General features: G+C 37.6%; 15 protein-coding genes. All 15 read left to right on the forward strand.

Annotation, left to right across the window (positions count from 1 at the left end):
• Positions 1–245: 245 nt before the first annotated feature.
• The 15 genes from MJY40_RS06340 to MJY40_RS06410 all read left to right on the forward strand — a co-directional run bounded on the left by MJY40_RS06340 (position 246) and on the right by MJY40_RS06410 (position 23,478).
• Positions 246–1,760, forward strand: a complete 1,515-nt coding sequence (locus MJY40_RS06340; protein ID WP_317856150.1) for an amino acid adenylation domain-containing protein — start codon at positions 246–248, stop codon at positions 1,758–1,760.
• Positions 1,744–2,556, forward strand: coding sequence for a GNAT family N-acetyltransferase (locus tag MJY40_RS06345; protein ID WP_317856151.1), 813 nt, complete (start codon positions 1,744–1,746; stop codon positions 2,554–2,556). The genes MJY40_RS06340 and MJY40_RS06345 overlap by 17 nt, the downstream gene beginning before the upstream one ends.
• A gap of 84 nt (positions 2,557–2,640) precedes the next feature.
• On the forward strand, positions 2,641–2,868 hold the full coding sequence (locus MJY40_RS06350) for an acyl carrier protein (protein WP_317856152.1): 228 nt from the start codon (positions 2,641–2,643) through the stop codon (positions 2,866–2,868).
• 25 nt (positions 2,869–2,893) lie between these two features.
• Complete coding sequence (locus MJY40_RS06355; RefSeq protein WP_317856153.1) at positions 2,894–4,492, forward strand: MBOAT family O-acyltransferase; 1,599 nt, start codon at positions 2,894–2,896, stop codon at positions 4,490–4,492.
• A gap of 1 nt (position 4,493) precedes the next feature.
• On the forward strand, positions 4,494–5,462 hold the full coding sequence (locus MJY40_RS06360; protein WP_317856154.1) for a hypothetical protein: 969 nt from the start codon (positions 4,494–4,496) through the stop codon (positions 5,460–5,462).
• 550 nt (positions 5,463–6,012) lie between these two features.
• Positions 6,013–6,414 carry an RrF2 family transcriptional regulator gene (locus MJY40_RS06365; protein WP_317856155.1) on the forward strand — a complete coding sequence of 134 codons (402 nt, stop codon included), beginning with the start codon at positions 6,013–6,015 and terminating at the stop codon, positions 6,412–6,414.
• A 224-nt stretch (positions 6,415–6,638) separates the two neighbouring features.
• Positions 6,639–15,413, forward strand: a complete 8,775-nt coding sequence (locus MJY40_RS06370; protein WP_317856156.1) for an S-layer homology domain-containing protein — start codon at positions 6,639–6,641, stop codon at positions 15,411–15,413.
• 171 nt (positions 15,414–15,584) lie between these two features.
• The gene (locus MJY40_RS06375; protein WP_317856157.1) at positions 15,585–16,289 is read left to right on the forward strand and encodes an ABC transporter ATP-binding protein; all 705 of its coding nucleotides are present in this window, start codon (positions 15,585–15,587) and stop codon (positions 16,287–16,289) included.
• Positions 16,290–16,308: 19 nt separating this feature from the next.
• Positions 16,309–17,856 carry a zinc ribbon domain-containing protein gene (locus MJY40_RS06380; RefSeq protein ID WP_317856158.1) on the forward strand — a complete coding sequence of 516 codons (1,548 nt, stop codon included), beginning with the start codon at positions 16,309–16,311 and terminating at the stop codon, positions 17,854–17,856.
• A gap of 150 nt (positions 17,857–18,006) precedes the next feature.
• The gene (locus tag MJY40_RS06385; RefSeq protein ID WP_317856159.1) at positions 18,007–19,170 is read left to right on the forward strand and encodes an ABC transporter permease; all 1,164 of its coding nucleotides are present in this window, start codon (positions 18,007–18,009) and stop codon (positions 19,168–19,170) included.
• Positions 19,171–19,239: 69 nt separating this feature from the next.
• Positions 19,240–21,156: a zinc ribbon domain-containing protein gene (locus tag MJY40_RS06390; RefSeq protein ID WP_317856160.1), complete on the forward strand. Its 1,917-nt coding sequence runs from the start codon at positions 19,240–19,242 to the stop codon at positions 21,154–21,156.
• Positions 21,157–21,357: 201 nt separating this feature from the next.
• A complete protein-coding gene (locus MJY40_RS06395) occupies positions 21,358–21,918 on the forward strand; it encodes an RNA polymerase sigma factor (protein WP_317856161.1) in 561 nt (186 codons plus the stop codon).
• On the forward strand, positions 21,911–22,252 hold the full coding sequence (locus MJY40_RS06400; RefSeq protein WP_317856162.1) for a hypothetical protein: 342 nt from the start codon (positions 21,911–21,913) through the stop codon (positions 22,250–22,252). The genes MJY40_RS06395 and MJY40_RS06400 overlap by 8 nt, the downstream gene beginning before the upstream one ends.
• Positions 22,242–22,868, forward strand: coding sequence for a hypothetical protein (locus tag MJY40_RS06405; protein ID WP_317856163.1), 627 nt, complete (start codon positions 22,242–22,244; stop codon positions 22,866–22,868). Before MJY40_RS06400 ends, MJY40_RS06405 begins: the two co-directional genes overlap by 11 nt.
• The gene (locus MJY40_RS06410; RefSeq protein ID WP_317856164.1) at positions 22,855–23,478 is read left to right on the forward strand and encodes a PrsW family glutamic-type intramembrane protease; all 624 of its coding nucleotides are present in this window, start codon (positions 22,855–22,857) and stop codon (positions 23,476–23,478) included. Before MJY40_RS06405 ends, MJY40_RS06410 begins: the two co-directional genes overlap by 14 nt.
• Positions 23,479–23,491 lie beyond the last annotated feature (13 nt).

Genomic DNA, 23,491 nt, shown 5'->3' on the forward strand with positions numbered 1-23,491 from the left:
ATCTTTTTATATTTGTACTAAGAATAGCAGAAAAACAAGGAATTTGCAACAAAAGTATTAAATTTCAGCTGCATTTCGAAATAATTTGTAAAATATTGTAACATATGTCCGTGTGTAGTGGAATGATATGTATTTATTTTAGTACAATTTGAATGCGAATACTATAAAATCATAGTGGCTTGACGAAAAATAAGCAAAATGCTATACTCAAAATGAAAGAAATACAGGGAAATGAGGCGAAAATTATGATACGTAATATCTTGGAATATTTAGAGGAAACAACAAAGCAGATGCCTGGTAAAAATGCATTTTGTGGCAAAGATAGTGCTTTGACATTTTTGGAGTTGCAACAAAAGGCAAAAGAGATTGGTTCTTTTTTGGTAGGATACAAAAAACGTAACACACCCATAGCGGTGATGATGGAAAAAACACCTATGTGCATTGCTGCATTTTTGGGTTGTGTGTATAGTGGCAATTTCTACACACCCATTGATTCCACAATGCCAAAGGAAAGAATTCTTTCTATTTTGGATACCTTGCAACCAGAAGTGCTTTTGATTGATGAAAAGAGCAAGAAACTTGCAAACAACTTGGGCTATACAGGTGAAATGGCAGTGGTAGAAGAAATTCTTGGTTGTGATATCCAAGAAGATGCTTTGGCAAACATTCGTAAAACCTTTATTGATGCAGACCCTCTTTACGCAGTGTTTACATCTGGTTCTACAGGAGTGCCAAAAGGGGTTGTGATTCCACACCATGCAACCATCAATTTGATTGAGTGGTATACAGAAACCTTTTCTATCACAGAAAAAGAAATCATTGGCAACCAAGCACCATTTTATTTTGATTCATCAGTAAAAGATATTTATGTTGTTCTAAAAACAGGTGCCACTATGGAAATCATTCCAAAACAATTGGGTTCTTTTCCAATCAAACTTATGGAATATGTGGCAGAACGTCAAATCAATTATGTGGATTGGGTACCATCTTCTTTGTGTATGGTGGCAAATTCAGGCACATTGGAATTGTGTGCACCAGAATGTTTGCAAAAGATTATGTTTGTGGGTGAAGTGATGCCAACAAAACAATTCAATATGTGGAAAGCCAAATATCCCAATGCTATGTTTGCCAATATCTATGGACCAACAGAAGCAACTGTGGATTGCACCTATTATATTGTAGACCGAGAATTTGCAGATGATGAACCACTTCCAATTGGTTATCCATGTGAAAATACAGATATCTTTATTTTGAATGGTGATCGTTTGGCAGAAGCTGATGAAAGTGGTGAATTGTGCATTCGTGGACGTTGTCTTGCTTTTGGATATTACAACAATCCAGAAAAAACAGAGGAAGCCTTCATCCAAAATCCTTTAAATCCCCATTATCCAGAAAAAATTTATAAAACTGGAGATATTGCAAAGTATAACGAATATGGTGAAATCATTTTCATGGCAAGAAAAGACCATCAAATCAAACATATGGGTCATCGTATTGAATTGGGTGAAATTGAAACAGCAGTCAACTCCATTGATTTGGTGGAAACAGGTGCTTGTATCTACGATGAAGAATCTCAAAGGATTGTATTGTTCTATTGTGGAGCAGAAGCTACACAAGCCTATATTCTCAAAAAATTGCGTGATAAAGTGCCAAAATATATGTTCCCAAATGTGATGATGTTGCTGGAAGAAATGCCACATTCCCTCAATGGTAAAATAGACCGTTTGGTGCTAAAGGAGTATTATGAAAACCGTGAATGATATGAATTTGTATCCAATCATAAAAGGGCAAATTGCAAAGGGGATGCGAACCAATTTCTTTTTATCAGAAGAAGAATTGATGGAATACATCCAAAATGGGATGTGTCAACAACTTTCATTTGCAGATGGAACCTATCTATTCTTAGAAGACAATGAAAAAATCAGATTTTTCTACTGTTTGGAAAAAGAAGGTAGCATAAACCCATTGCCAGAAGTTGCAAAACCCATTATACTAGAAGAGGTGCATTTGGCGACCAAAGAAAAAACACCTTCAGAAGCAGATTGGATGTCAGTTGGCTTTGTTCCATATCTGGTGCGTAAACGTTTGCGTTTTTTGCAGAAGAATTGGCAACCAGAAGAATGTCAAATCGAATTTGCAACCATTGCAGATACCACAACCATTATGGAATTGATGTCAGAAAGCTTTGAACCCTATACATCTGCATTGCCTAGTGTTTTGGAGTTGGAAAGAGATATACTTGCAAAACGTGTGTTGGTTGCAAAAGACGAGGATAATCTGCTTGGATTTTTACGATTTGGCTTAGAAAAGAAAAATACTGTCCTTTGGCAAATTGCAGTTGCAAAAGAGGGTAGAGGTCAAGGTGTTGGTGGTAGATTGGTACAGGATTGGATGTTTGCAAACCAAGAAAGCAGACAGTTTTTGCTTTGGGTACGTACCGATAATCCATCAGCACTGAAAATGTATGAAAATTTAGGATTTCAATCAGATGGCAGATTAGCCACTGTGATGATAAAAAATGAAAAAACGGGCGCACACATAGGTACGCCCCTATAATGTAATTGCACTTGTAGGGAACGGTCTTGACCGTTCCGATATCGAATGTTGTACGGACAAATGAATTAATTAGGAGGAATTATAATGGATGAATTGATGGCAATTTTAACAGAACTCAGACCAGACGTAGAATTTGAAGGCAACACAGAACTCATTGATGCAGGGGAATTGGATTCTTTTGATATTGTATCTTTGGTAGGCGAATTGTGTGATACATTTGACATTGAAATTGGTGCAGAAGAAATTGTACCAGAAAACTTCAATTCCGTGGAAGCAATGTTGGCTTTGGTGGAACGTTTGCAAGAAGACTAATTCGTATAAATAAGGGAGCGTAATCATGTCATTTACATCAGTAGAATTTATTATATTTTTGATTCTTGTGATGATGGTTTATTTCCTGACACCGAAGCGTTACCGTTGGGTAGCGCTTTTTGTTGCAAACTATGTATTTTATTATTTTGCAGGTGGTGGATACTTCTTGTATCTCATTTTGACCACCCTTTCCATCTATGGGGCAACCATGGTTTTGGATCAAATGATTGGGCAGAATAAAAGAGCATTTGCACAGGTGAAGGATGAACTTGACCGAGAACAAAAGAAATTGTGGAAAGCAAATTTCACAAAGAAAAAGAAAAAAGTTTTGTTGGCAGCAGTGCTGTTCAATTTTGGTATTTTGGCAGTCCTAAAATATTCAGGGTTTGTAGGTAGCAATATCAATGCAGTGTTTAGCGGACTATCTTTAGGCATTTCTGTGCCTACATATGACTTTTTGTTGCCACTGGGTATTTCCTTCTATACCTTCCAATCCATTGGGTATTTGATTGACGTATATCGTGAAAAACAAGTGCCAGAGCGCAATCTTGCAAAGGTGGCTTTGTTCCTATCCTTCTTCCCACAAATGGTACAAGGGCCTATTAGTCGCTTTAGCCAGTTGGCAGAACAATTGTATCGACCAAATGCTTTTTCTTATGATAGAGCAAAATTTGGTGTGCAATTGATGGTTTGGGGTGCTTTCAAGAAATTGGTCATTGCAGATCGAGCAAGAGTCATTGTAGATGCGATTTTTGGATTCCCAGAAACCTTTACAGGGACTTATGTGGCTGTAGGTGCTTTGGTGTATTGCGTGCAACTTTATGGCGATTTTTCAGGTGGTATCGATATTGCAACTGGTGCTGCTCAAATTCTTGGCATAGATCTAGAAAAGAACTTTGAACGTCCATATCTTGCAACTTCAATACCAGATTTCTGGAGAAGATGGCACATCACCTTGGGTGCTTGGTTCCGTGATTATGTGTTCTATCCATTGTCATTGTCCAAATTCTCTACAAAAATGGGTAAAAAAGCAAGAAAAGTATTTGGAAACTACGTTGGAAAGCTATTTCCAGTGCTCATACCACAATTCATCATTTTCTTCTTGATTGGTGTGTGGCATGGTGCAGAATGGAAATACATTGCTTTTGGTTTCTACAATGGCACCTTGATTGTATTGGGAATTCTGCTGGAACAACCACTTTCACAGTTGGCAGACAAGTTGGGTATCAAACGTCAATGTTTCAGTTGGCATTTGTGGCAAATTTTGCGTACTTTGGCATTGGTTGCTGTGGGTAAAATCATCACAAGAGCAGCTGGAATTGGACAATCTGTTTCTATGCTCAAAAGTATGGTAGAAAGTTGGGATACCAGCATCTTATTTGGAGATGGTTTGTTGCAATTTGGCTTGGATGTACAGGATATGTGGGTGTTGACCATTGCAATTCTTGTACTTTTGGCAGTGAGCATCATGCAAGAAACTGGCATTTCCATACGTACCACCCTGGCAAAGCAAAACATCCTGTTCCGTTGGGTGATTTACTTGATTGCCATTTTTACACTGTTTATTTTTGGCGTGTATGGTTTGGAATATGACGCCTCCGACTTTATTTATAGGGGGTTCTGATATGAAAGAAAAAACAATTAACTTTTTGAAAATTGCAGTGCGTTGGGTGCTGTTCTTTGCCATTTTTGCTATGATATTCACCTATTGTTCCGATATGGTGCGTAGACAAGATGATGAAGTGGATGCCATCTATGGTTTTTATGGTGAAGAAGAAAATACCATAGATGCGTTATTTATGGGAAGTAGCCCATATCTTAGAGGGATTTCACCAAACACAATGGAGGCTAATGGATTCACCAGCTATGTGCGTGCATCTGCATTGCAACCACCAAGTGTCACCTATCATTTGCTTGCAGAATCTTTGGAATATCAATCACCAGAGTTGGTGGTGCTATTTCCAGATAATATCTTCACAGAATATGATTATGTGGAACGTGAAGGAGATCTGAGACGTGCTTTGGATGGTATGAAAATATCTAGTCACAAAATCAAAGCGGTATCTGTCATCACAGAAGCGGATGAACGTCAAAGTATGTTATCTTATCTATTTCCATTGTTCCGCTACCACGATCGTTGGAAAGAGGTGGAATGGGGTGTTACGGAACCAGAACCATTGCCAGTGATATCTGAAACCGATGGGAATGTACCTTTGCCTGATACTGCACCACAAGAATATCCAGAAAACTTTATGGAAGATATGGGGGAAGCATTGCCAGAGTTGGATGCTGAATCTGCGTATTACTTTGCAAAAATCATTGATTTGTGTGCAGAAAATGACATCGAAGTTTTGTTGTTGCATTTGCCCAAAATGTCATGGAGTTATGCACAAAGCGAAGCCATTGCAAATTTTGCAGAAGAAATGGGTATAGACTATTTGGATATGGATGTGGAAGAAATACGCAACCAATTGAACTTAGACCCTCAAGTGGATTATTATGACCAAGGACATATGAATACCACAGGTTCCATCAAAATATCAGAATGGCTTGGAGAATATTTGACAAGTGCGTATCAATTGCATGAAAAATAAACGAAGAACTACACCTGAATGGGTGTGGTTTTTTTGTTTGTCTGGAATGTAGAAGTGAAGTATAGCAATTTATTAGGTCTCATTATCTTGGATTGGGATGGAAATAAATAAAAGAGTTGTTGTAGAGCGGGGTTGTTGAGGCAACCTTGCTTTTTTTTGTCAAAAAACCATATGCAAACACAAAGATTTGTTGGAAATATACAAATATTATGCAAATAATACTATAAACAGATAGGAAATAAGGGGATAAAAATAAAATAGAAGTAGTGAACAGATAGAAATGGTATGAAATGTATGAAAAGTGGTATAAAAAGACGTATTTAACCATTGAAAATGTGGTAATATAGTGATATAATTCAAAATCATACCAATTTGATATTGTTTGTATAGTGAATATAAAATTCGGAAATGAAAAAGGTCAAATAAAAAAATATACAGATAATATTATTTTTTTGTGCATAGAACGTAACCTTGCTTTGTCAGGGTTCATTTGTAAAATTAAGGAAATTCATGGAAAAATTCAAAAGTGGAAAAGAAACGAGAGGTACAAATGCAGCTAACAACGACAACAGATTATGGAACAAAAATTATTTGCTATCTGGCACAAAACAAAGGTATGGTCAGTGCAACGATACTATCTTCTAAATTAGGCATACCTATGAATTATATTTTCAAAGTGACCAAGCTATTGAAAAGTGCGAATCTCATTCAGTCTATTGATGGACAAAAGGGTGGATATGCGCTTGCTAAGGCTGCAAATGAAATTACAGTATTGGATATTACAATGGCAACTGAAAAAACAATGCATCTCATTCATTGCTTAGGTGATGATAAGTATTGCTCTAGTGATGAAAAAAAACATTGTAAAATTCGATTGTTCTATGAAGAGTTGGAATCCATAGTATACGATAAAATGTCAATTACCATAGAGGATTTGATGATAAAAGAATGAAAGCTAAAAACCATATGCGTAATTTAGTGTATGGTTTTCAGTATATACTCCTAATTTTTAGTGGCGCTATTGAGCTGGAAGAATATGAGAAAGTAGGTGATTGTGACAAGAGTAAAATGTTGTAAAAGGCATTGGGTGACGCCAATGTAATAAAGGGGGAATGAGCCCATGAATTTCCTGGAATTTAATGTAATCAGAACAAAGTGGTGGATTAGGAGGCTTGCATGAAAAATGCATATAAAAAGTCAATACATAAATTGGTATCGTATATATTGACTTTATCAATGATTTGTACAATGGTACCAACAACTGTTTTTGCAGAAGAAGATGTAGAAAATGTGGTGGAATATTCTGAAACAGTTGAAAAGAATGACGTCGATGTAGAAACAGATGTGGATACGGAAACAGATGTGGATACGGAAACAGATGTGGATACAGAAACAGATGTGGATACAGAAACAGATGTGGATACAGAAACAGATGTAGATGTAGAAACAGATGTAGACACAGAAACAGATGTAGACACAGAAACAGACACAGACGTAGACGCAGACACAGACGTAGACGCAGACACAGACGTAGACACAGAAACAGATGTAGACACAGAAACAGACGTAGATACAGAAACAGATGTAGATACAGAAACAGAAGAAGAAATTGATGAAGAAGTGGCAGAAATTTTTGAAGAAGTATTGGAAATTGCAGATACTGCTTTATTGGGCTCAGGTACAGAAGAAGATCCATTTCTCATTTACACAGCAAATGACTTTTATTTGATTGGGTTAATAGAGGCTGACAATACAACGGAAACAACGTATTATTTTGAACAAATGGACGATTTGGACATGGATGATATGACAGAAGGATTGGATTCTTATTATTATGTTGAGGAAACTTTCCATGGTGTATATGACGGTGGTGGAAATACCATCTTCAATATGACCAAACCATTGTTCCATACCATTAGTGGTGCAAGTTTAATCGGTGATGTAGATACTACAGTATTGGATTTCTATGATCCAGAATCAGAAGATCCATTTGATATTGTAACAGCAGGGGTTATAGATTTGCAGATTCAAGATGCTTGCATCGAAAATATTCCAAGCAATTATTCATCAGGTAATATCGGTACCATTGCACTCAATGCATATGATGCGGTGATTCAAGATGTACATTTGACAAATGTATCCATTTCAAGCTACCAAGGTACATTGTCGGGGTTGGTTGCAGAAGCCAATAGACACATTATTGTAGAATCTTGTAGCTTTAGTAACGTGGATATTGAGAGCAAAGGTGCATCCAGCGTTGTCTTTGTATTCAATGGTTCATGGGGACAAGGTATGATTTATGATGTGACCATAGACGCTGACTGTTCATTGCGTACCAAAGTAAATGGTGGTGCATATTATGGTGCAATTATGGGTTCTACAAATTGTACCAGTATCATCAATTGTCGCAACTCAGCTACCATTACATCCCAAGGCACCAGTGGCATTGGGGGTATGTTCTACAGCTATGGTAGAATTGAAAACTGTGTAGTTGATGGTAAAATTGAATTGGTAGACGCAGACGCAGAAGCATGGATTGGTGGTATTTTGCGTAAAACCAACAGCTCAAATGTAAAAATTATCGATTGTGATGTCAGCGATTTGGAATTGCCAACACCATATCCAAGCAATAAGCAATATATTGCACGTTTGGTGTGTCATCCACAAAATACAGGTCTTAGTAGCTATGACTTTAGTACAGATGGCGTTTTGGGGGATTATGCCTATGTGGATTTGGGTACCAATACATTGTCTGGTGTGGTGACAGAAACGCTTACAGTAAACGAAGGAGCATCTGTTGTCATTGGTGAAGATTGTGAAATCGACAATATTGTATTTACAACCACTGGTACTGTTAGAAATTATAGCAATTATCCAATAACATCAATTAAAGCAAATGGGAACTTGACAGTAACCGAAACCAATAGTGATATTGGTAGCTTAGAATCGGAAATTGGTAGTGTTACCATTGGTAGTACAGCAGGAACATACACAGGTACCAATGGAAAAGAAATTGGTTCCATTGATGCAGGTACATCCGTTACCATTTACCGAAACACAGGTGTCATTGGAGATGTGACAGCTGGAACATCTATTACGGTTGGACACTCTACAACAACAGAAAGCATTAGAGAATTCAATGTGAATAGTGGTACAATTGGTAGCTTGCATGCAGGCACAGATGTAGCTATCTATACAACAGATGAAAATGGTACAGTCGCTATGGGCGATGGAGAATCTATTTCTCTTGGAAGTAGTTTGAAAATCGGTCAAAGCATGGATTATCCAAATGGAAATACCATTGGTCATGTAGCTACACCAACATCTGGTACAGGAAGTGCTACCATTTACAATGCTGGAGCCATTGGAAATATTTCTTTCAATTCCACATCTAGTATTACAGTTACCTATAACGAAGGAACCATTGGAAACATGAGCAATACAGGTGCGATTGTTGTAAATCGTAATACAGAAGATGCAACCATTGGCAATATGACAACCACAACCGGTAATATTACCATTGGTGCAAGCAATCAAACAAGTACAGCTACAACACCTTCCATTGGTAACGAAGGCACAATGGGCAACTTGAATTCTGGTGCAGCAGTAACAATTTATCGTAATGCCAACAAGATTGGATGGATCAATGCAGGCACAAGTGTCACAATTGGTCAAGGTAGTGATGCCTATGTTGAATACAATGGCAATAGTGGTATCATTGGAGCTATCACTGCTGGAACAAGCTTTACAGCATATGCAATTAGCGAAGAAGGTGTAATTGCAGCTGGTGCTGAAGAATCCGTTGCAATTGGAACTTCTGCTAGAATTGGATATTCAGCAGTCTATCCAAATGGAAATGACATTGGTAGTGTAACCAACACCACAACAGCAGATGTGGACTTCCATGTGTATAATGGTACAGGAACCATTGGGGATTTGTACAACAACACAGAAGCTACAGCAGCAGAAACCAAAGTCTTCTGTAATGCTGGCGTCATTGGCAATGTTACATCAAAGGGTAGCTATGTTATGGTTGGGGTTTCAAACCAAACAGGAACAATTGCGAACAATGCAAATGATGGAACACTTGGCAAATTGACTTCTGGAACATATACCACTGTATATCGCAATACAGATACCATTGGCAATATTACAGCAGGTACCTATGTAACCATTGGTCAAGATAGTGCAACATATGCAGATTTCCAACAAAACACTGGAACCATTGGTACAATTTCTGCACAAACTGTGGCAAATGTATTCAGCATGGGTGCAGGTTCTATTGGTGCCATTACATCCCAAGGAACAGCAGTGATTGGTTCTACCAACGTAACAAATGAAAATACAATTACATCTGTTACATCTGTTGGAGCTGCGTCAGGATATTCTTCTGTTTGGTTCCCAGTAACAGCATCTATGAACAAAATCATCTTTGATGTTGTAGGTGGTGATACAGAATCCACAGTAGAAACTTACAAACATACAACAGGTGGCACACTTACATTTACAAAAAATGAAGATGCAACAGTAACATTGACAGATGGAGATGGTACAACACTGCATACATTTGCATCTGATAAAACAATCAATTTGAGTGTAATGACCACAGCAGTTACTGGTATCACAGTGAATGAAGGTGTTACAATTGGAGAAATTTCAGCAATTGTCAATGTAACAGGCATTACAAACGAAGGAACCATCAATTCCATTTCTGGTACAACCATAACAGTTGCATCCAATACAGGAATGATTGGAACCATTGGTGGTAGCTCTACTATTACAGTGACAGCGAATAGTGGAACCATTGGCGATATTACAGGTACATATACCATTACAATTACTTCCAATACAGGTAGCATTGAAAATATCACTTCCACCAATACATCTACACAAGGCATTACTGTGAAAAACTATGATGCAGGTGTCATCACAGGAACCATCTCCAAAGTGGGTGGTACAAGTACAATGTCTATTGCAAACTATGGTACAGTGGCTTTGGCTTGTGATATCGTAAACAACACAGGTTTGTTGACGTTGACAGGACCAACCTCCACACCAGTGACTTCCAAACAATTCACTGGCACAATTTCTACAAATGGCAACTTGAAACTTGTAGATTATATGGGTACAAATGATGTAAACGATGCTTTGGAAGTGACATTGCAAGATGGAGCAACCATTACAGCAGTAGCAGGCGATGTATTTTACTTAAAAGTGTTGGGTGATGCGAAAACAATCTATCTCAATGCAACTGCAACAGAAGAAAATACAAATACCATTGATTTCAGCAATTTGGATACAGAACTTTCTGTGTCTGGTAGTATTTTGGCAGGTACAACTGTAATTATGCCAGAAGGTGCTGGTGATGTGGATACTTCTGCTGGAATTGTAGCAGGAACCAGCATCACAGAATCCATTTCTGGTAACATTTCCATTAGTGGAACAAGTGTGTACATTCCAGAAGGTGTTACAGTCAGTGCAAATGCTTTGGCATCCTTGAGCTACACTGGTGGGACAGCCATTAGTGTCTTGAACAAAGGTACCATTGGTGATTTGTCTGCAACTACAACAGGTGCATTGAACATCTATAACTTTGGTACCATTGGTGATGTAACTGCAAGTGGTGCAATCAGTATTTACACCAATACTGGCACAATTGGCAATGTAACCAGTGCAAAAGGTGCAATTACAGTACAAGGTGCAGTTACAGATGAAAATGTTGAAAATGCAACCATTGTAGGACAAACAGGAATCAGCTATGAATATGGCAATAACAAAGGTGCAACCATTGGCGATATCACTGCATATTCTTCAGCAGTAGTTTATCGTAATTTGGGTACTGTAGGCAATGTGACATCTACAACAAGTGGCATCACAATTGGATATAGCAGCACAACAGCCACCATTCTTGCAGCAGGTTTGGCAATCAATGATGGAACCATTGGCAATTTGACAGCAGTGGGTACTGTAGCAGTCAATACATTTGCTGGAGAAGGCAGTATTGGTTCTATCACTACAGAAGGAGCCATTACCATTGGTAAATCGGGATACAATAACAACAATGATATAGGCAAAATCCAAAAAACAGGTAGTGACGATAAAGATATTACAATCTATAATGCAACTGGTGTTTTGGGTGATGTAATCACTGAAACTGTGGCTGGTACCATTACAGTGGGATACAATGCTGGAAATATTGGTACAATGACAAGTGTTGGCAATGTGGCAATCACATACAATTCTGGAACCATTACATCCATAACCAGCGAAGGTTCTTCTATTTCAGTGGGTTCTGATAGCAAATCTGAAGGCGATTATGGTAATATTGGTACAATTGGAGATATCCAAGCGTATACTGGAATTGCAATCAAACGAAATACAAATGAAATTGGCAATTTGACATCTGAAACCAGTTCCATTACATTGGGACAAAAAACAGATACAAATGGATATGTTTTGTTCAATAACAATACTGGTAGTATTGGCAACATGGATGCTGCGACAACTGTTATTTTATACACAGAAAGTGCAGAAGGCTCTGTAGGCACCATCAAAGCAGGAACTTCTGTAACAGTGGGATATTCTTCTACCATTACAAATGGAAATGATGTAGGAAATATCTTTGCAAGTGGCACAGTCACTGTGTATAACAACGAAGCTACAATTGGAATCATCCAAAGTACAGGTGAAGGTAATATTTCCATATCTACATCAAATGGTACTATTGGAGGTATTACAAATGCAAATGGTAGCATTACTGTAACATATAATGGTCCAGAAGGTATCATTGGCGATTTGACCAGTACCAATAGTAGCATCACTGTAGGTTCTAAAGATAAATCCACAGGCGACTATGGAAATCTTGGTGTCATTGGCAATTTGGATGCAGGTACATCTGTAACCATCTATAGAAATACAGGTATCATTGGGAATGTCAATGCAGATACAAGCATCACAATTGGACAAAATTCTGCAACATACATTGCATTCAATACCAATAGCGGAACCATTGGCTCTTTGGATGCAGGAACAACCATTGCCATTTATGCAGTGGATACAAATGGTACAATTGCAGTGGATGAAGCAAGTAAATATTCCATTGCAAGCCTATTCAGTACAGAAAAATATGTACAAGCGGGTACAGGTATTACAATTGGTATGTCCACATATCCAAATGGCAATACCATTGGAGATATCACACAGATTGATACAAGTTCTTCTACAATTGCTATTTACAACGGAGAAGCTACCTTGGGTGATATTACAAGTACATCCACAGGTGCAGTAACCATCTACACCAATAGTGGTATCATTGGAACTGTGACAAATGCAGCTGCAATTGCAGTCACATACAATGGAGAAGGTGCAGAAATTGGCGATTTGACCAGTGATACATCTACCATTACAGTTGGTTCTGCTGGTAAAACAGAGGGCGACTATGGAAATGAAGGAACCATTGGTGATATTTTGGCTGGTACAATTGCTTATGTATACCGCAATACAGGCGTTGTTGGCGATGTGACAGGTACAAGCATTTACATCGGTCAAGATGATGCAAGTTATGTAAGCTTTAACTACAACAGTGGTGAAATTGGAACCATTTCTTCTTTGGTGACAGGTACACTTTGTATTGTAGATAATGGCGGTACTTATGAAAGTGTTCCAAGTTTGACAGGCAGTGCAATATTCAAATTGCGTTTGGTGGATGAGGATGCAATCTTCAATATTTCTGTAGGTACAGGTTCCACATATATCTACAACTATAGTGAAGGCGAACCAAAAGTAACAGTATCCACAAATGGAAGCATCTATAACTATGCAAATACAGAAAGTGAATATGCAATTGTCAATGCAAAAATCGAAGTGGCAGAAGGTCAAAAAGCAACTTTCTCTGGTAACTTTGAAAGTATGACACTTTTGGGTTCTGGTACTGTATATAGCACATCTACAGCAAATGTAATTGGTACATTGATCAAATCCACAACAGGTGAATACTATGTGAATGGTGTCATTGATACAGATGTGGAAGTGGATGATGAAGATTTGATTTTGACATTGAGTATTGTTTCTGGAACAGATGGAAGTGCAAAGATTTATTTGGTTTCTTATCCAGATGCATTTATTGGAGATGTATCCATTACAACAACAAATGGAGACTTGAAATCAGAACTTGTTACTTTAACAGGCACAGGTACAGTACAATACCTGACAGATGTTACATTTGATACAGTAGGCACACACAACTTTACCGTTACAGCTTCTTGCACAGAAGAAGGTGATACAGAAGCCATTTCTGCAACTACAAATGGCAGTGTAACCATTGTAGAATTGGTACAAAATGTAGAAACCATCTTCATTGCAAACCAAGATGCATACGATGCTTTGGATGCAACGTATGGTTGGACAGAAGCAAGCATTTCAGAACCAACAGAATTCCCTGTAATTGCAGTTCTTTGGTCATCTGATGTGGCGGTAGCTGTAAATGGTACAGAATCTACAGATGGTGTTATTTTTGTAGCAGCAACAGCAGACTCTGAAGGTGATGTAACAGAAATTACAATTGTAGCAGTAGATGGTACATTGGAATATTCTCAAAATCATAACTACACAGTTACAACGGAAGATTATGCAACAGTCAATCCAGAAGTATATTATATGGTAACATTGAAATATATGGATGGTTTGACAAACAGCACTACACATGCAATTGAAAAAGAAGATTCCATCACATTGCCAAGTGCAACACGTACTGGCTATACTTTGATGGGGTGGACTGATGGTACTACAACATATGATGTTGGAACAGTGTATACACCAACAAGCGACGTGGAATTCTCAATTGTTTGGGCTAGCAATATAACTGTTTCAACTTTGTATATGGATACTATTGTTGGTGGTAAAATCTACAATGTAGTAGAGGGTGTCAACCATGATATTACAAGTGGAACTGTATTCACAAAAGGAGCAGAAATCACATTGACAATGGAAGAATATGCAAATTATAACTTCGACTATTGGACAATTGATGGCGAAAACTATAGCACAGAAACAACCATTACATTGACATTGGATGCAGATGTGACTGTAGGTGCAAGTTTGACAAGAATCTCTACTGGAACTTCTTCTGGTTCTTCCAGTACAAATTCCACAAATAGCAAATACGCAATCAATGTAAGCAGTAGTGATGCAGGTGAGGTAACACTTTCTACAGAAAAAGCAACAGAAGGCACAATAGTAGAAATTAGTGTAAATCCTGCAAATGGCTATAGCACTCAATATGTTGTTGTTTACGATCAAAACAACAATAAAATTGCAATTACAGAGATAGATGATGATACCTATACATTTACAATGCCATCTGGTCAAGTGGTTGTCATCGTAACTTATCAAGGATTGGAATATTCTTCTGCTAACGGCAATACAAATGACGGATTTGTGGATGTGGCAACAAATGCATACTACTACAATTCTGTTATGTGGGCAGTGGAAAATGGCATTACATCAGGCACATCTGAAATTACATTCAGTCCAGATGCGATTTGCACAAGAGCGCAAGCAGTGACTTTGCTATGGAAAGCATTTGGCAGTCCAACAGCAAGTGTTGCAAATCCATTTGTGGATGTAAATGCTAGTGATTACTATTACGATGCAGTTCTTTGGGCAGTGGAGAATGGTATCACATCAGGTACATCTGAAAACACATTTGGACCAGATGCAACTTGTACAAGAGGTCAAATTGTGACATTCTTGTGGAATGCAAGTGGCAAAATGACTGTAGCATCTATGAATCCATTTGTGGATGTAACAGAAGAAGATTATTATTACAAAGCAATCCTTTGGGCAGTGGAAAACGGTATCACATCTGGTACTGGTGAAGACACATTTGCACCAAATGATTTGTGTACAAGAGCACAGATTGTAACATTCTTGTATCGTACAATGGACAAATAATCTGAAATAAAGTGAAACAAATTGAGGTGGTAACGAGCATACGCTGGTTGCCATCTTTTTTTGTGTTTTTATGCAAAATAATCTTGATTTCAGTATAAAATACAGTGAAAAACAGGAAAAATCTTGTGTTTATAGAACTGAAATGCTATGATAAAAGTGGAGTATATTGGATTGTTTGAAAGAATGGTGACACATATGTTGCAAATAAAAGGATTGAAAAAACAATATCAAAATCATATCGTATTACAAGATGTTTCTTTGCATTTGGAAAAAGGAGAACGTCTAGGCATTTTGGGTGACAATGGTTCTGGGAAGTCTACCTTAATGTCTATTTTGGCAGGTGTACAAACAGCAGATGCAGGCGAAATCCTGTTTTGTGGTGCACCCATTACAAGGGAAACGAGGCGTAAAATTTCCTACATTCCACAAGAAGCGGAACTGTTGGAAGATTTGACAGTCAAAGACAATTTGCAGTTATGGATTGGCATTTATGGCTTGCAAAATCCAAAGAAAGTGATACAGGAGATACCAGCATTTTTAAACATAGAACCTATGTTGCATCAAAAAATCAAAAATTTGTCTGGTGGTATGAAAAAGAAAGTCAGCATTGCCATTGCCATTATGAACCATCCAGAAATGATTATTATGGATGAAGCATTGTCTGCATTGGATGCAAAAACAGTGGAAGCGGTGTTGTCGTATCTAAAACAAGAAAAAAGTATCACTTTATTTTATTGTAGCCACAATTTTGTAGAGGTGGAAGCCATTTGCAATCGCTTGGTGGTGCTACAAGATGGTGTAATTGCTTATGAAACCACAGATGTTTCAGAGAATAGCAAAAAAGGAATAGAACAATTGTATCTAAATGGTAGATAAACTTTAGGAGGTTAAATCAATGAAATGTAAATATTGTGGGTATGAAGGCGATGCAAATGCAAAGTTTTGTGGTAGTTGTGGCAAAGCATTGGAAACAGAAGCAACTGTAATTGCAAAAGAAAATAAAATAGAAGAAATCGAAACAACAGAAGTGAATGAAGCAATAGAAGAAAGTGCCATTATAGAAATGCCAGAAGAAAAGAAAAAAGGTGGTATATCCAAAAAAGTGATTATTGTAGCGGTGGTGGTTTTGATTGTAGCAGTGGCAGGGGTTTTTGCAAAATCAATGGTTTCTGCATCACCAGAAGTGGTTGTGGCAAAAGCATTTCTTGCTACAGGAGATGCAATTACCACAGAAGTGGATGAAATCAAAGAAGCAATGCCAATTGTAGCACTTTTGGAGGATTTCGCAACAGGACAATACACCATTGCAGGTACATATGAAGGGTATGATTTTGGACTGACTGTGGATATGGCAATGGACAATGAAGCGGGTCTTTTGCAGATGACACCAAGTATATTGGGCTTTAGTGGCGATATTTTGATTTCCAAAGAATATATGACATTGGAAATGCCTTTGTTGGATGATGTTTATGGTGTGAATTTGGAAACATTAGAAGAAGATATGAAAGCACGTGGACTTTTGGATGAAACATCACCAGTAGGTATTTTGGATACATCTGCTGAAGAATTTTTGGCAGAACAAGATGCAGCAATTGATGGTATTACCGATATCATAAATGGTGTATTACCAGAAATGATAACCATTTGTTCTGTAGAAGAATTGGATGCTGAAACCATTGAAATTGGAGATAATAGCATTGATACAGATGTTTATGGAATTACAGTGAATACAGAAAACTTGAAATCCATTTTGGAAACAGTGTGTGCAGAAATTCTTGCTGATGAAGCGGTTGTAACATATCTCAATCGTCAATTGGTGAATTATGCTTTGACAGAAGGTGCATATATTGGGGATTTGGGCATCACAGATTTGCAAGATACTGTATTGTTGGAAGGGTTATTTGCAGAAATCATGTTGGGATTTGACTCCATTTCTGGCAATTTGGAAGCAATGAACTTTGTTGTCAATATCTATAACGATAAGATTGCTCGTATGTATATAGAAAATAGTGGCAATACATGGGAATTGCAATTGGGTGTAGAAGGTAAAGTTTTGGAATGTGTAACTTCTATTAGAACATTTGCAACAGGTGAAGTATTGGAAGATACTTATGCGTTGGTTTTGGATGGGGATGTTATCTTTGCAGAAATGGACTTGAATGGTGAAATGTATAGTTTGGTATATGACATTGCAGGAAATAACGATAATTTTGTACTCAATGTAGTTGATGAAATCATTACATTGACTGTGGATTCCACCCAAGAAAATGCAGTGGAAATTGCGTATGAAGAAGGATATGAATCCATTACAATTCTGATTGAAAAAGCAGAACTTGCAGATGGTTGGTTTGTACAAAAAACAGACTTTGTCAATGCTTTGGATTTGACAGAAGAAGAAGTACAAAGCATCATCATGAAACTATTGTTCTCAGGTATGTTCTAAAATAAAAATGTAATATATCAAAAATATCAGTAGGGTTGATTCATGAATCAACCGCTATTATACGAAAATCAATATTTTAATTGTAGGGCAGGGGTTTGCTCCTGCCGGTATACCAAAAATATCAAAATACAAGCAAAAGGAGTCAGCAATATGTACTTTCAAATTGCATGGAAACAGATCAAACATAGAATATTGCTTTTGATGCTGATTTTGACAATGGCATTGGTGTTTTGTCAAGCAGTGGCTTTTTTTGCAGAACAAAAATTGGAACAAGATGCATTTCGTATTCCCATTGTGGTGGAGAACCAAGACACAAAGGAAGAAATGGAAAGTTTGTTGCGTATGGTGTTGAGCAACAATGAAATTCAGGCACAATTTGATGTGGAACGTGTGTTTACAGAAGCAGATGGCTTTGCAAAATTAGATGGAAATGAAGCATTGGCATATATTGTATTTCCAGATGGATTTATGGAAAGTGTCATGTATGGTAGCAACTTATCGCCATTGGTGTATGTAACAGATACAGGTTTTCTGGAACAACGAGTTCTGGAAGTTTTGGTGGATACCCTAGAAAAAACCATGCAACAAACCCAAAGTGGAATTTATACAGCAATGGATATCATACGTTTGGAAGCGGGTGAAGATACAGATTTGGTGATGGATGCCAATTGGGCTTATATCAGGGTTTTGTTGAATCGCAACGATATGTATGTAGAAGAAACCTTGGACTATGTGCCAGATCTTTCTTTGCAGGAACACTACATACTTTCTTTTGGCATATTTTTCTTGTTCTTGACAACAACGTTATTTTATCCAGAGTTGAATTTACAAACACATAAAAAAATTGTGGCACACATCAAAGCAGTGGATTTCAAGTATAGGCTGTTTTATATAAGCCAGCTGTTACTGTTGGCATTGTTATATGGATTGTTATTTGCGGGAATGTTGTTTGTTTTGGGTGGCAGTTTCAGCATCCAATTGACGTTGTCTATTGTGGTTGCAGCATTGTTTTTTGTATTGTTGCAATGTGCTTGGTTCACCAAAATCAATCATCAAATTCCAGTGATGCAATTGAACTTTGTGTTCTATACCATTTGTTTGTTTATGGCAGGTGGTGTGATTCCAACCCTTTGGATTCCAGAAATCATTACAAAAATCGCTTGGTTTACACCATTGGTTCAAATGCGTGAACTTTTGTCAGTTGGACTGGTTGGTGGAAAGACAGTGTTGTATTCTTATGGGTTTGTGGGGCTTGGAATCCTTCTGTTGTTTGGGTATTTGTGGAAGTATATGGATACTGTGGATAAGGAGTAAACGATGGGTAGTGGACTTACGTTTTTTCAAATTTTTTCACGAGAATATATGAAAACAAAGGTGGTATGGTTGAGTTTTTTACTGCTACCTGTTTTGGTATGTGGAATTTTGGCACTATCCAGTGATTCCATAGAAGATAACACCATTTCTGTGGGTATGTATTTCGCAGAAAATGGAGTGTATGAACAACAACTAACAGAAATCTTATCAGAAATAGAAGACTTTTCATTTGTGGTTGTGGCATCAGAAGAAGAGTTGATTGCAGATGTAATCGATGGCACTTTGTTGCAAGGATATGTGGTGGATGCTGCGTTTTCCAATGCTATTTTGGAAGTGGATATGAAGAAAACAATGCACCTGATTCAGTTGCCAGATAATATATTTGCAACCCAAATCAATGAAGTGGTTGCTGGTGCAGTGTTCCAATTGCTGACACCTGTTATTGCAGAAGGAATTGTGGAAAGTAGAGATATTGTAGCAGATGGCGATGCAATCAAAGAACGGATTGCAGAACATTTGATTGCAGAAGATGCATTTGGTATTGACTTGATTTATGGCACAAATACAGGAGAAACAACTCAAACAAATGGACAATGGATGCAAGTGATTCGTGGCATCATATGTGTATTTCTGTTGATTTTGGTGTGTACCAGCACTGTATTTTCCATGAAAAATCAAAAAGCAATCCAACAATTTGTACCATATCTGGGGCGTTTCAAAGCAAACCTCCATTTTGTTTTACCTATCTATGTATATGGATTTTTGGCAGCAGGTATCAGTCTATTATTGGCGATGATTCTTGGAAATATGGAAGTTGCATTTGCAATAGAAATGTTGAAAATATTGTTGTTGTTGATTGCATTGGTTTTGTGTTTTGCAGCAATTGCAGCATGGGTACCAATTGGAATTTTTGTGGCATTGATTCCATTTTTATTGGTGGGCACTTGTATCACACATCCAATATTGTTTGATTTCACTTTGTTTTATCCAAAAGCAAGAATGGTGTTGCAATTTTTACCAACCTATCAATATTTGACATTTGGTGCAAATACACCATTGTATTGGGCAATCAGTGGAATCATTTATGTTTTGTTGATTTATTTGAGTAAGTTCAAAATAGGTATAAGAAACCGTCAAAATACAAAGAAAAAGGTGATGAAAATGAACTTTTGTGAACAATGCGGAAATAAACTCAAAGAAGGGGAAGCGTTTTGTTCTATGTGTGGTGCAGATTTGAAAGGGAAAATGAGAAAACCACCTGCAAATCGAACACCAGTATATATTGCACTTGTAGTGATTATGATAGCGATGGTCATTGTAGTAAAAATCAATCAAAAAAATGAAATTGTAGCTGACGATACCAAAGAACTTGTAGGGGAGGATATCATCCTCCAGCAAGAAATAGTGGAAATGGATGCAGAAGAAAACACTGCAGAAACCACCTTGGAACAAATCATAAATGTAGGGGAGGATAGTATCCTCCAGGAAGATATCGATGTAGCAGACGATACCATCCTCCAGCAAGAAAACGCTGAACTTGTAGGGGAAGATAGTATCTTCCCGCAAGAAGAAATAGAAGAACCCATTGACGAACCGGAAGTCGTAGTCAGTTTATCACCAACAGAGGTTTTGGATTCTGTCATTGGTGTTTGGGACCCTGTAACCAATGCAATGCAAATTTCAGAAGCATCTGTCAGTGCCATCTACAAAGACGGAAGCACCTATTGCTATTTGGCAGGTTCCTTGGCATATGAATGTTATTCAGGTACTTTGGATTTGGATTCTGTGGAAGTGGTAGAAGGTAGTGTGTATCAAGTTGGTGTAAGTGGAAATGAATTGATCCAAGTAATTTATTTTGATATTTCAGAAGTAAATCAAGGTGTGTTGTATATTGGTATGACACCTGGAAATTGGATTCCGTGTACCTTTGTCAGCAGCAACTACGAAACAGGCATAGAAACCATGAAAACACTATATTTGTCATAAAGAATAGACCATAAAAATCGTTTGTCTTAATACAAGGCAGACGTTTTTTTATTCTACAAAAAAGGTTGGAATTTCATTGCGGATACGTCATACAAACACAAAATTCCCTTTGTCGTGGATTGACAATTTTTTCAAGTTTGTGTTAGAATAAGCTGATTATGTATTTTTATAAATCTTAATATTGGGGAAAGGGGGATTTGCGTGATATCAAAGGAAGATTCAAATGAAGCGGTGTATAGAAGTTTCTTGGCAGGAAATGAAGATGCATTTGCTGTTTTGATGGAACGATTGGGGAATCCTCTAACCTTATACATATATGGGTATACCAAAGATTTTGGAGAAGCAGAAGACTTGATGATTGAAGCATTTGCATACCTTGTGATGAAAAGACCACATGTGCGTGACAATGGTTTGAAGGCATATTTGTATAAAGCAGCTAGACATATGGCAATTCGCAGCTTGCAAAAAAAGAAACGTACATTTTCTGTTTTGTTGGATGAATTGCATGACTTGTCAGATGAAAAAACTTTGGTGGATTCCATTGTGGATACCAAAGAAAAATACGAAACCCTACACCAGTGTATGGAAAATTTGTCACCAGACTATAGAGAAGTGGTCTATTTGGTGTATTTTGAAGGTATGAGCCATAAAGAAGCGGCTCAAATTATGGGCAAAAGAGAAAAGCAAGTTGCTGATTTGATTTATCGTAGCAAAAAATCACTGAAAATCAAATTGGAGCAGGAGGGAATTACCAATGCGTAGTACAGATGAACGTGTGAAGGCTGTGTTTCAAGAAGCAAAAATCATGAAACAACGCCAACAAAAAAAACAGATTTATGGAGTGATGGCAGCCAGTTGCGGTCTTTGTTTTTGTGCAACAATAGTGCGTTCACTTGTAATTCCAACTATGATTGTGGATTATTCCTATGTTTCCAGTACAGTTGGATTTTCTGCCAGTATCTTTGCAAATCCACATTTTTTGAGCTATGTAATCATAGGCATCATTTCGGCATTGTTGGGTGCATCTGTCACAATACTTTGTGTGTTGTTGCACAATAGAGCCAGACAATTGGAGGAAGAAAATTATGACAATTGAACTGACAACAAATACACTTCAGATGTGTGTTTGTCTGGTTTCTGCTATTTGGATGACAATATTGGCAGTGCAATCTGCACGCCCAGTACATATCCTTATGGCTGGATTTTCTGATACATTTGCGCTTGGAACAATGTATTGGACAACGCATCAACTCATGACCACCCAAATACCAGATGCTTTCTATTTGGCAGAGGTTTCGTTTATGGCGGCACCTTTGTTTTTGCTTTGTATAGAATTCTATAGTGGAAAACAAATATTTGATGGAAATTTCTATCCTGTTGCAATACCAATTTATGTTGTGGCATGTGGTCTTTGGATTTTTTTTACCATAGATGGCGGAGATGGCATTGCAAATGCCATGTACATGAGTGCTACTGCAATTTGTTTTGCCAAAGCAGTTCAAAATTTGCGGTTTGGAAATCCATATGGTCGAAGCTTGCACCTATACTGCATTTGCTTTGTCTTGGTAGAATGGATGTTATGGTTTACTGAGTGTATTTGGAGTGGAGATACTTGGGCAAACCCGTATTATTGGGTGGATAATTCTTTGACACTTACCATTGCTCTCATAATTCCTGCGGTAAAGGGGGCTTGGGATTATGATTTACCTTGAAAATATTTATTTTTGTTTGGTTGCACCTTTTTTGGTTGCATGTGTTTGTGCCCATAAAGAACAACGACTGTCTTTGATTTTTGTGGTGTATGGTATGACTGCTTGCTTGTTGTCTGCCTATATCAATCTGTTTTTTGCACAAGTATATCAGACCAGTATCCTTGTAGCAACAATGGAAATTGCACCGTTGATTGAAGAATTGATGAAGTTGTTCCCTATTTTGTACTATCTTCTGGTGTTTGAGCCAAAAAACAAAGCAGTTTTGTCAGCAATGCTTATGGTGGCAATTGGGTTTGCAACCTTTGAAAATATTTGCTATTTGGTGGAACATGGAACAGATAACCTGCAATATCTTTTGATGCGTGGTTTTGGAACAGGGGCTATGCACATTGTCTGTGGTACCATTATGGGGTATGGTTTGATGTTTGCTTGGAAGTACAATTGGCTGAAGATTATGGGAACCATTGGTGTGCTTTGTATCGCTGTTACCTATCATGCAGAATACAATTTGCTCATGAGTGTAGAAGGGATTTGGCAGGTGGTTGGTACAATGATGCCACTACTCACCATTGTGATAGCTTTGATTTTGAAAAAAGTAAAATTAAAATAAAAGTCCCAATTAA

Origin of the sequence: Chakrabartyella piscis (assembly GCA_030067835.1) — a bacterium.
Taxonomy (GTDB): Bacteria; Bacillota; Clostridia; order Lachnospirales; family Anaerotignaceae; genus Chakrabartyella; species Chakrabartyella piscis.

What these genes read in the sequence shown, in the direction of transcription:
- MJY40_RS06345 (WP_317856151.1), top strand. Translation starts at nt 1,744, where the DNA reads ATGAAAACCGTGAATGATATGAATTTGTATCCAATCATAAAAGGGCAA.
- MJY40_RS06355 (WP_317856153.1), top strand. Translation starts at nt 2,894, where the DNA reads ATGTCATTTACATCAGTAGAATTTATTATATTTTTGATTCTTGTGATG.
- MJY40_RS06380 (WP_317856158.1), top strand. Translation starts at nt 16,309, where the DNA reads ATGAAATGTAAATATTGTGGGTATGAAGGCGATGCAAATGCAAAGTTT.
- MJY40_RS06410 (WP_317856164.1), top strand. Translation starts at nt 22,855, where the DNA reads ATGATTTACCTTGAAAATATTTATTTTTGTTTGGTTGCACCTTTTTTG.
- MJY40_RS06385 (WP_317856159.1), top strand. Translation starts at nt 18,007, where the DNA reads ATGTACTTTCAAATTGCATGGAAACAGATCAAACATAGAATATTGCTT.
- MJY40_RS06340 (WP_317856150.1), top strand. Translation starts at nt 246, where the DNA reads ATGATACGTAATATCTTGGAATATTTAGAGGAAACAACAAAGCAGATG.
- MJY40_RS06365 (WP_317856155.1), top strand. Translation starts at nt 6,013, where the DNA reads ATGCAGCTAACAACGACAACAGATTATGGAACAAAAATTATTTGCTAT.
- MJY40_RS06360 (WP_317856154.1), top strand. Translation starts at nt 4,494, where the DNA reads ATGAAAGAAAAAACAATTAACTTTTTGAAAATTGCAGTGCGTTGGGTG.
- MJY40_RS06405 (WP_317856163.1), top strand. Translation starts at nt 22,242, where the DNA reads ATGACAATTGAACTGACAACAAATACACTTCAGATGTGTGTTTGTCTG.
- MJY40_RS06350 (WP_317856152.1), top strand. Translation starts at nt 2,641, where the DNA reads ATGGATGAATTGATGGCAATTTTAACAGAACTCAGACCAGACGTAGAA.
- MJY40_RS06370 (WP_317856156.1), top strand. Translation starts at nt 6,639, where the DNA reads ATGAAAAATGCATATAAAAAGTCAATACATAAATTGGTATCGTATATA.
- MJY40_RS06400 (WP_317856162.1), top strand. Translation starts at nt 21,911, where the DNA reads ATGCGTAGTACAGATGAACGTGTGAAGGCTGTGTTTCAAGAAGCAAAA.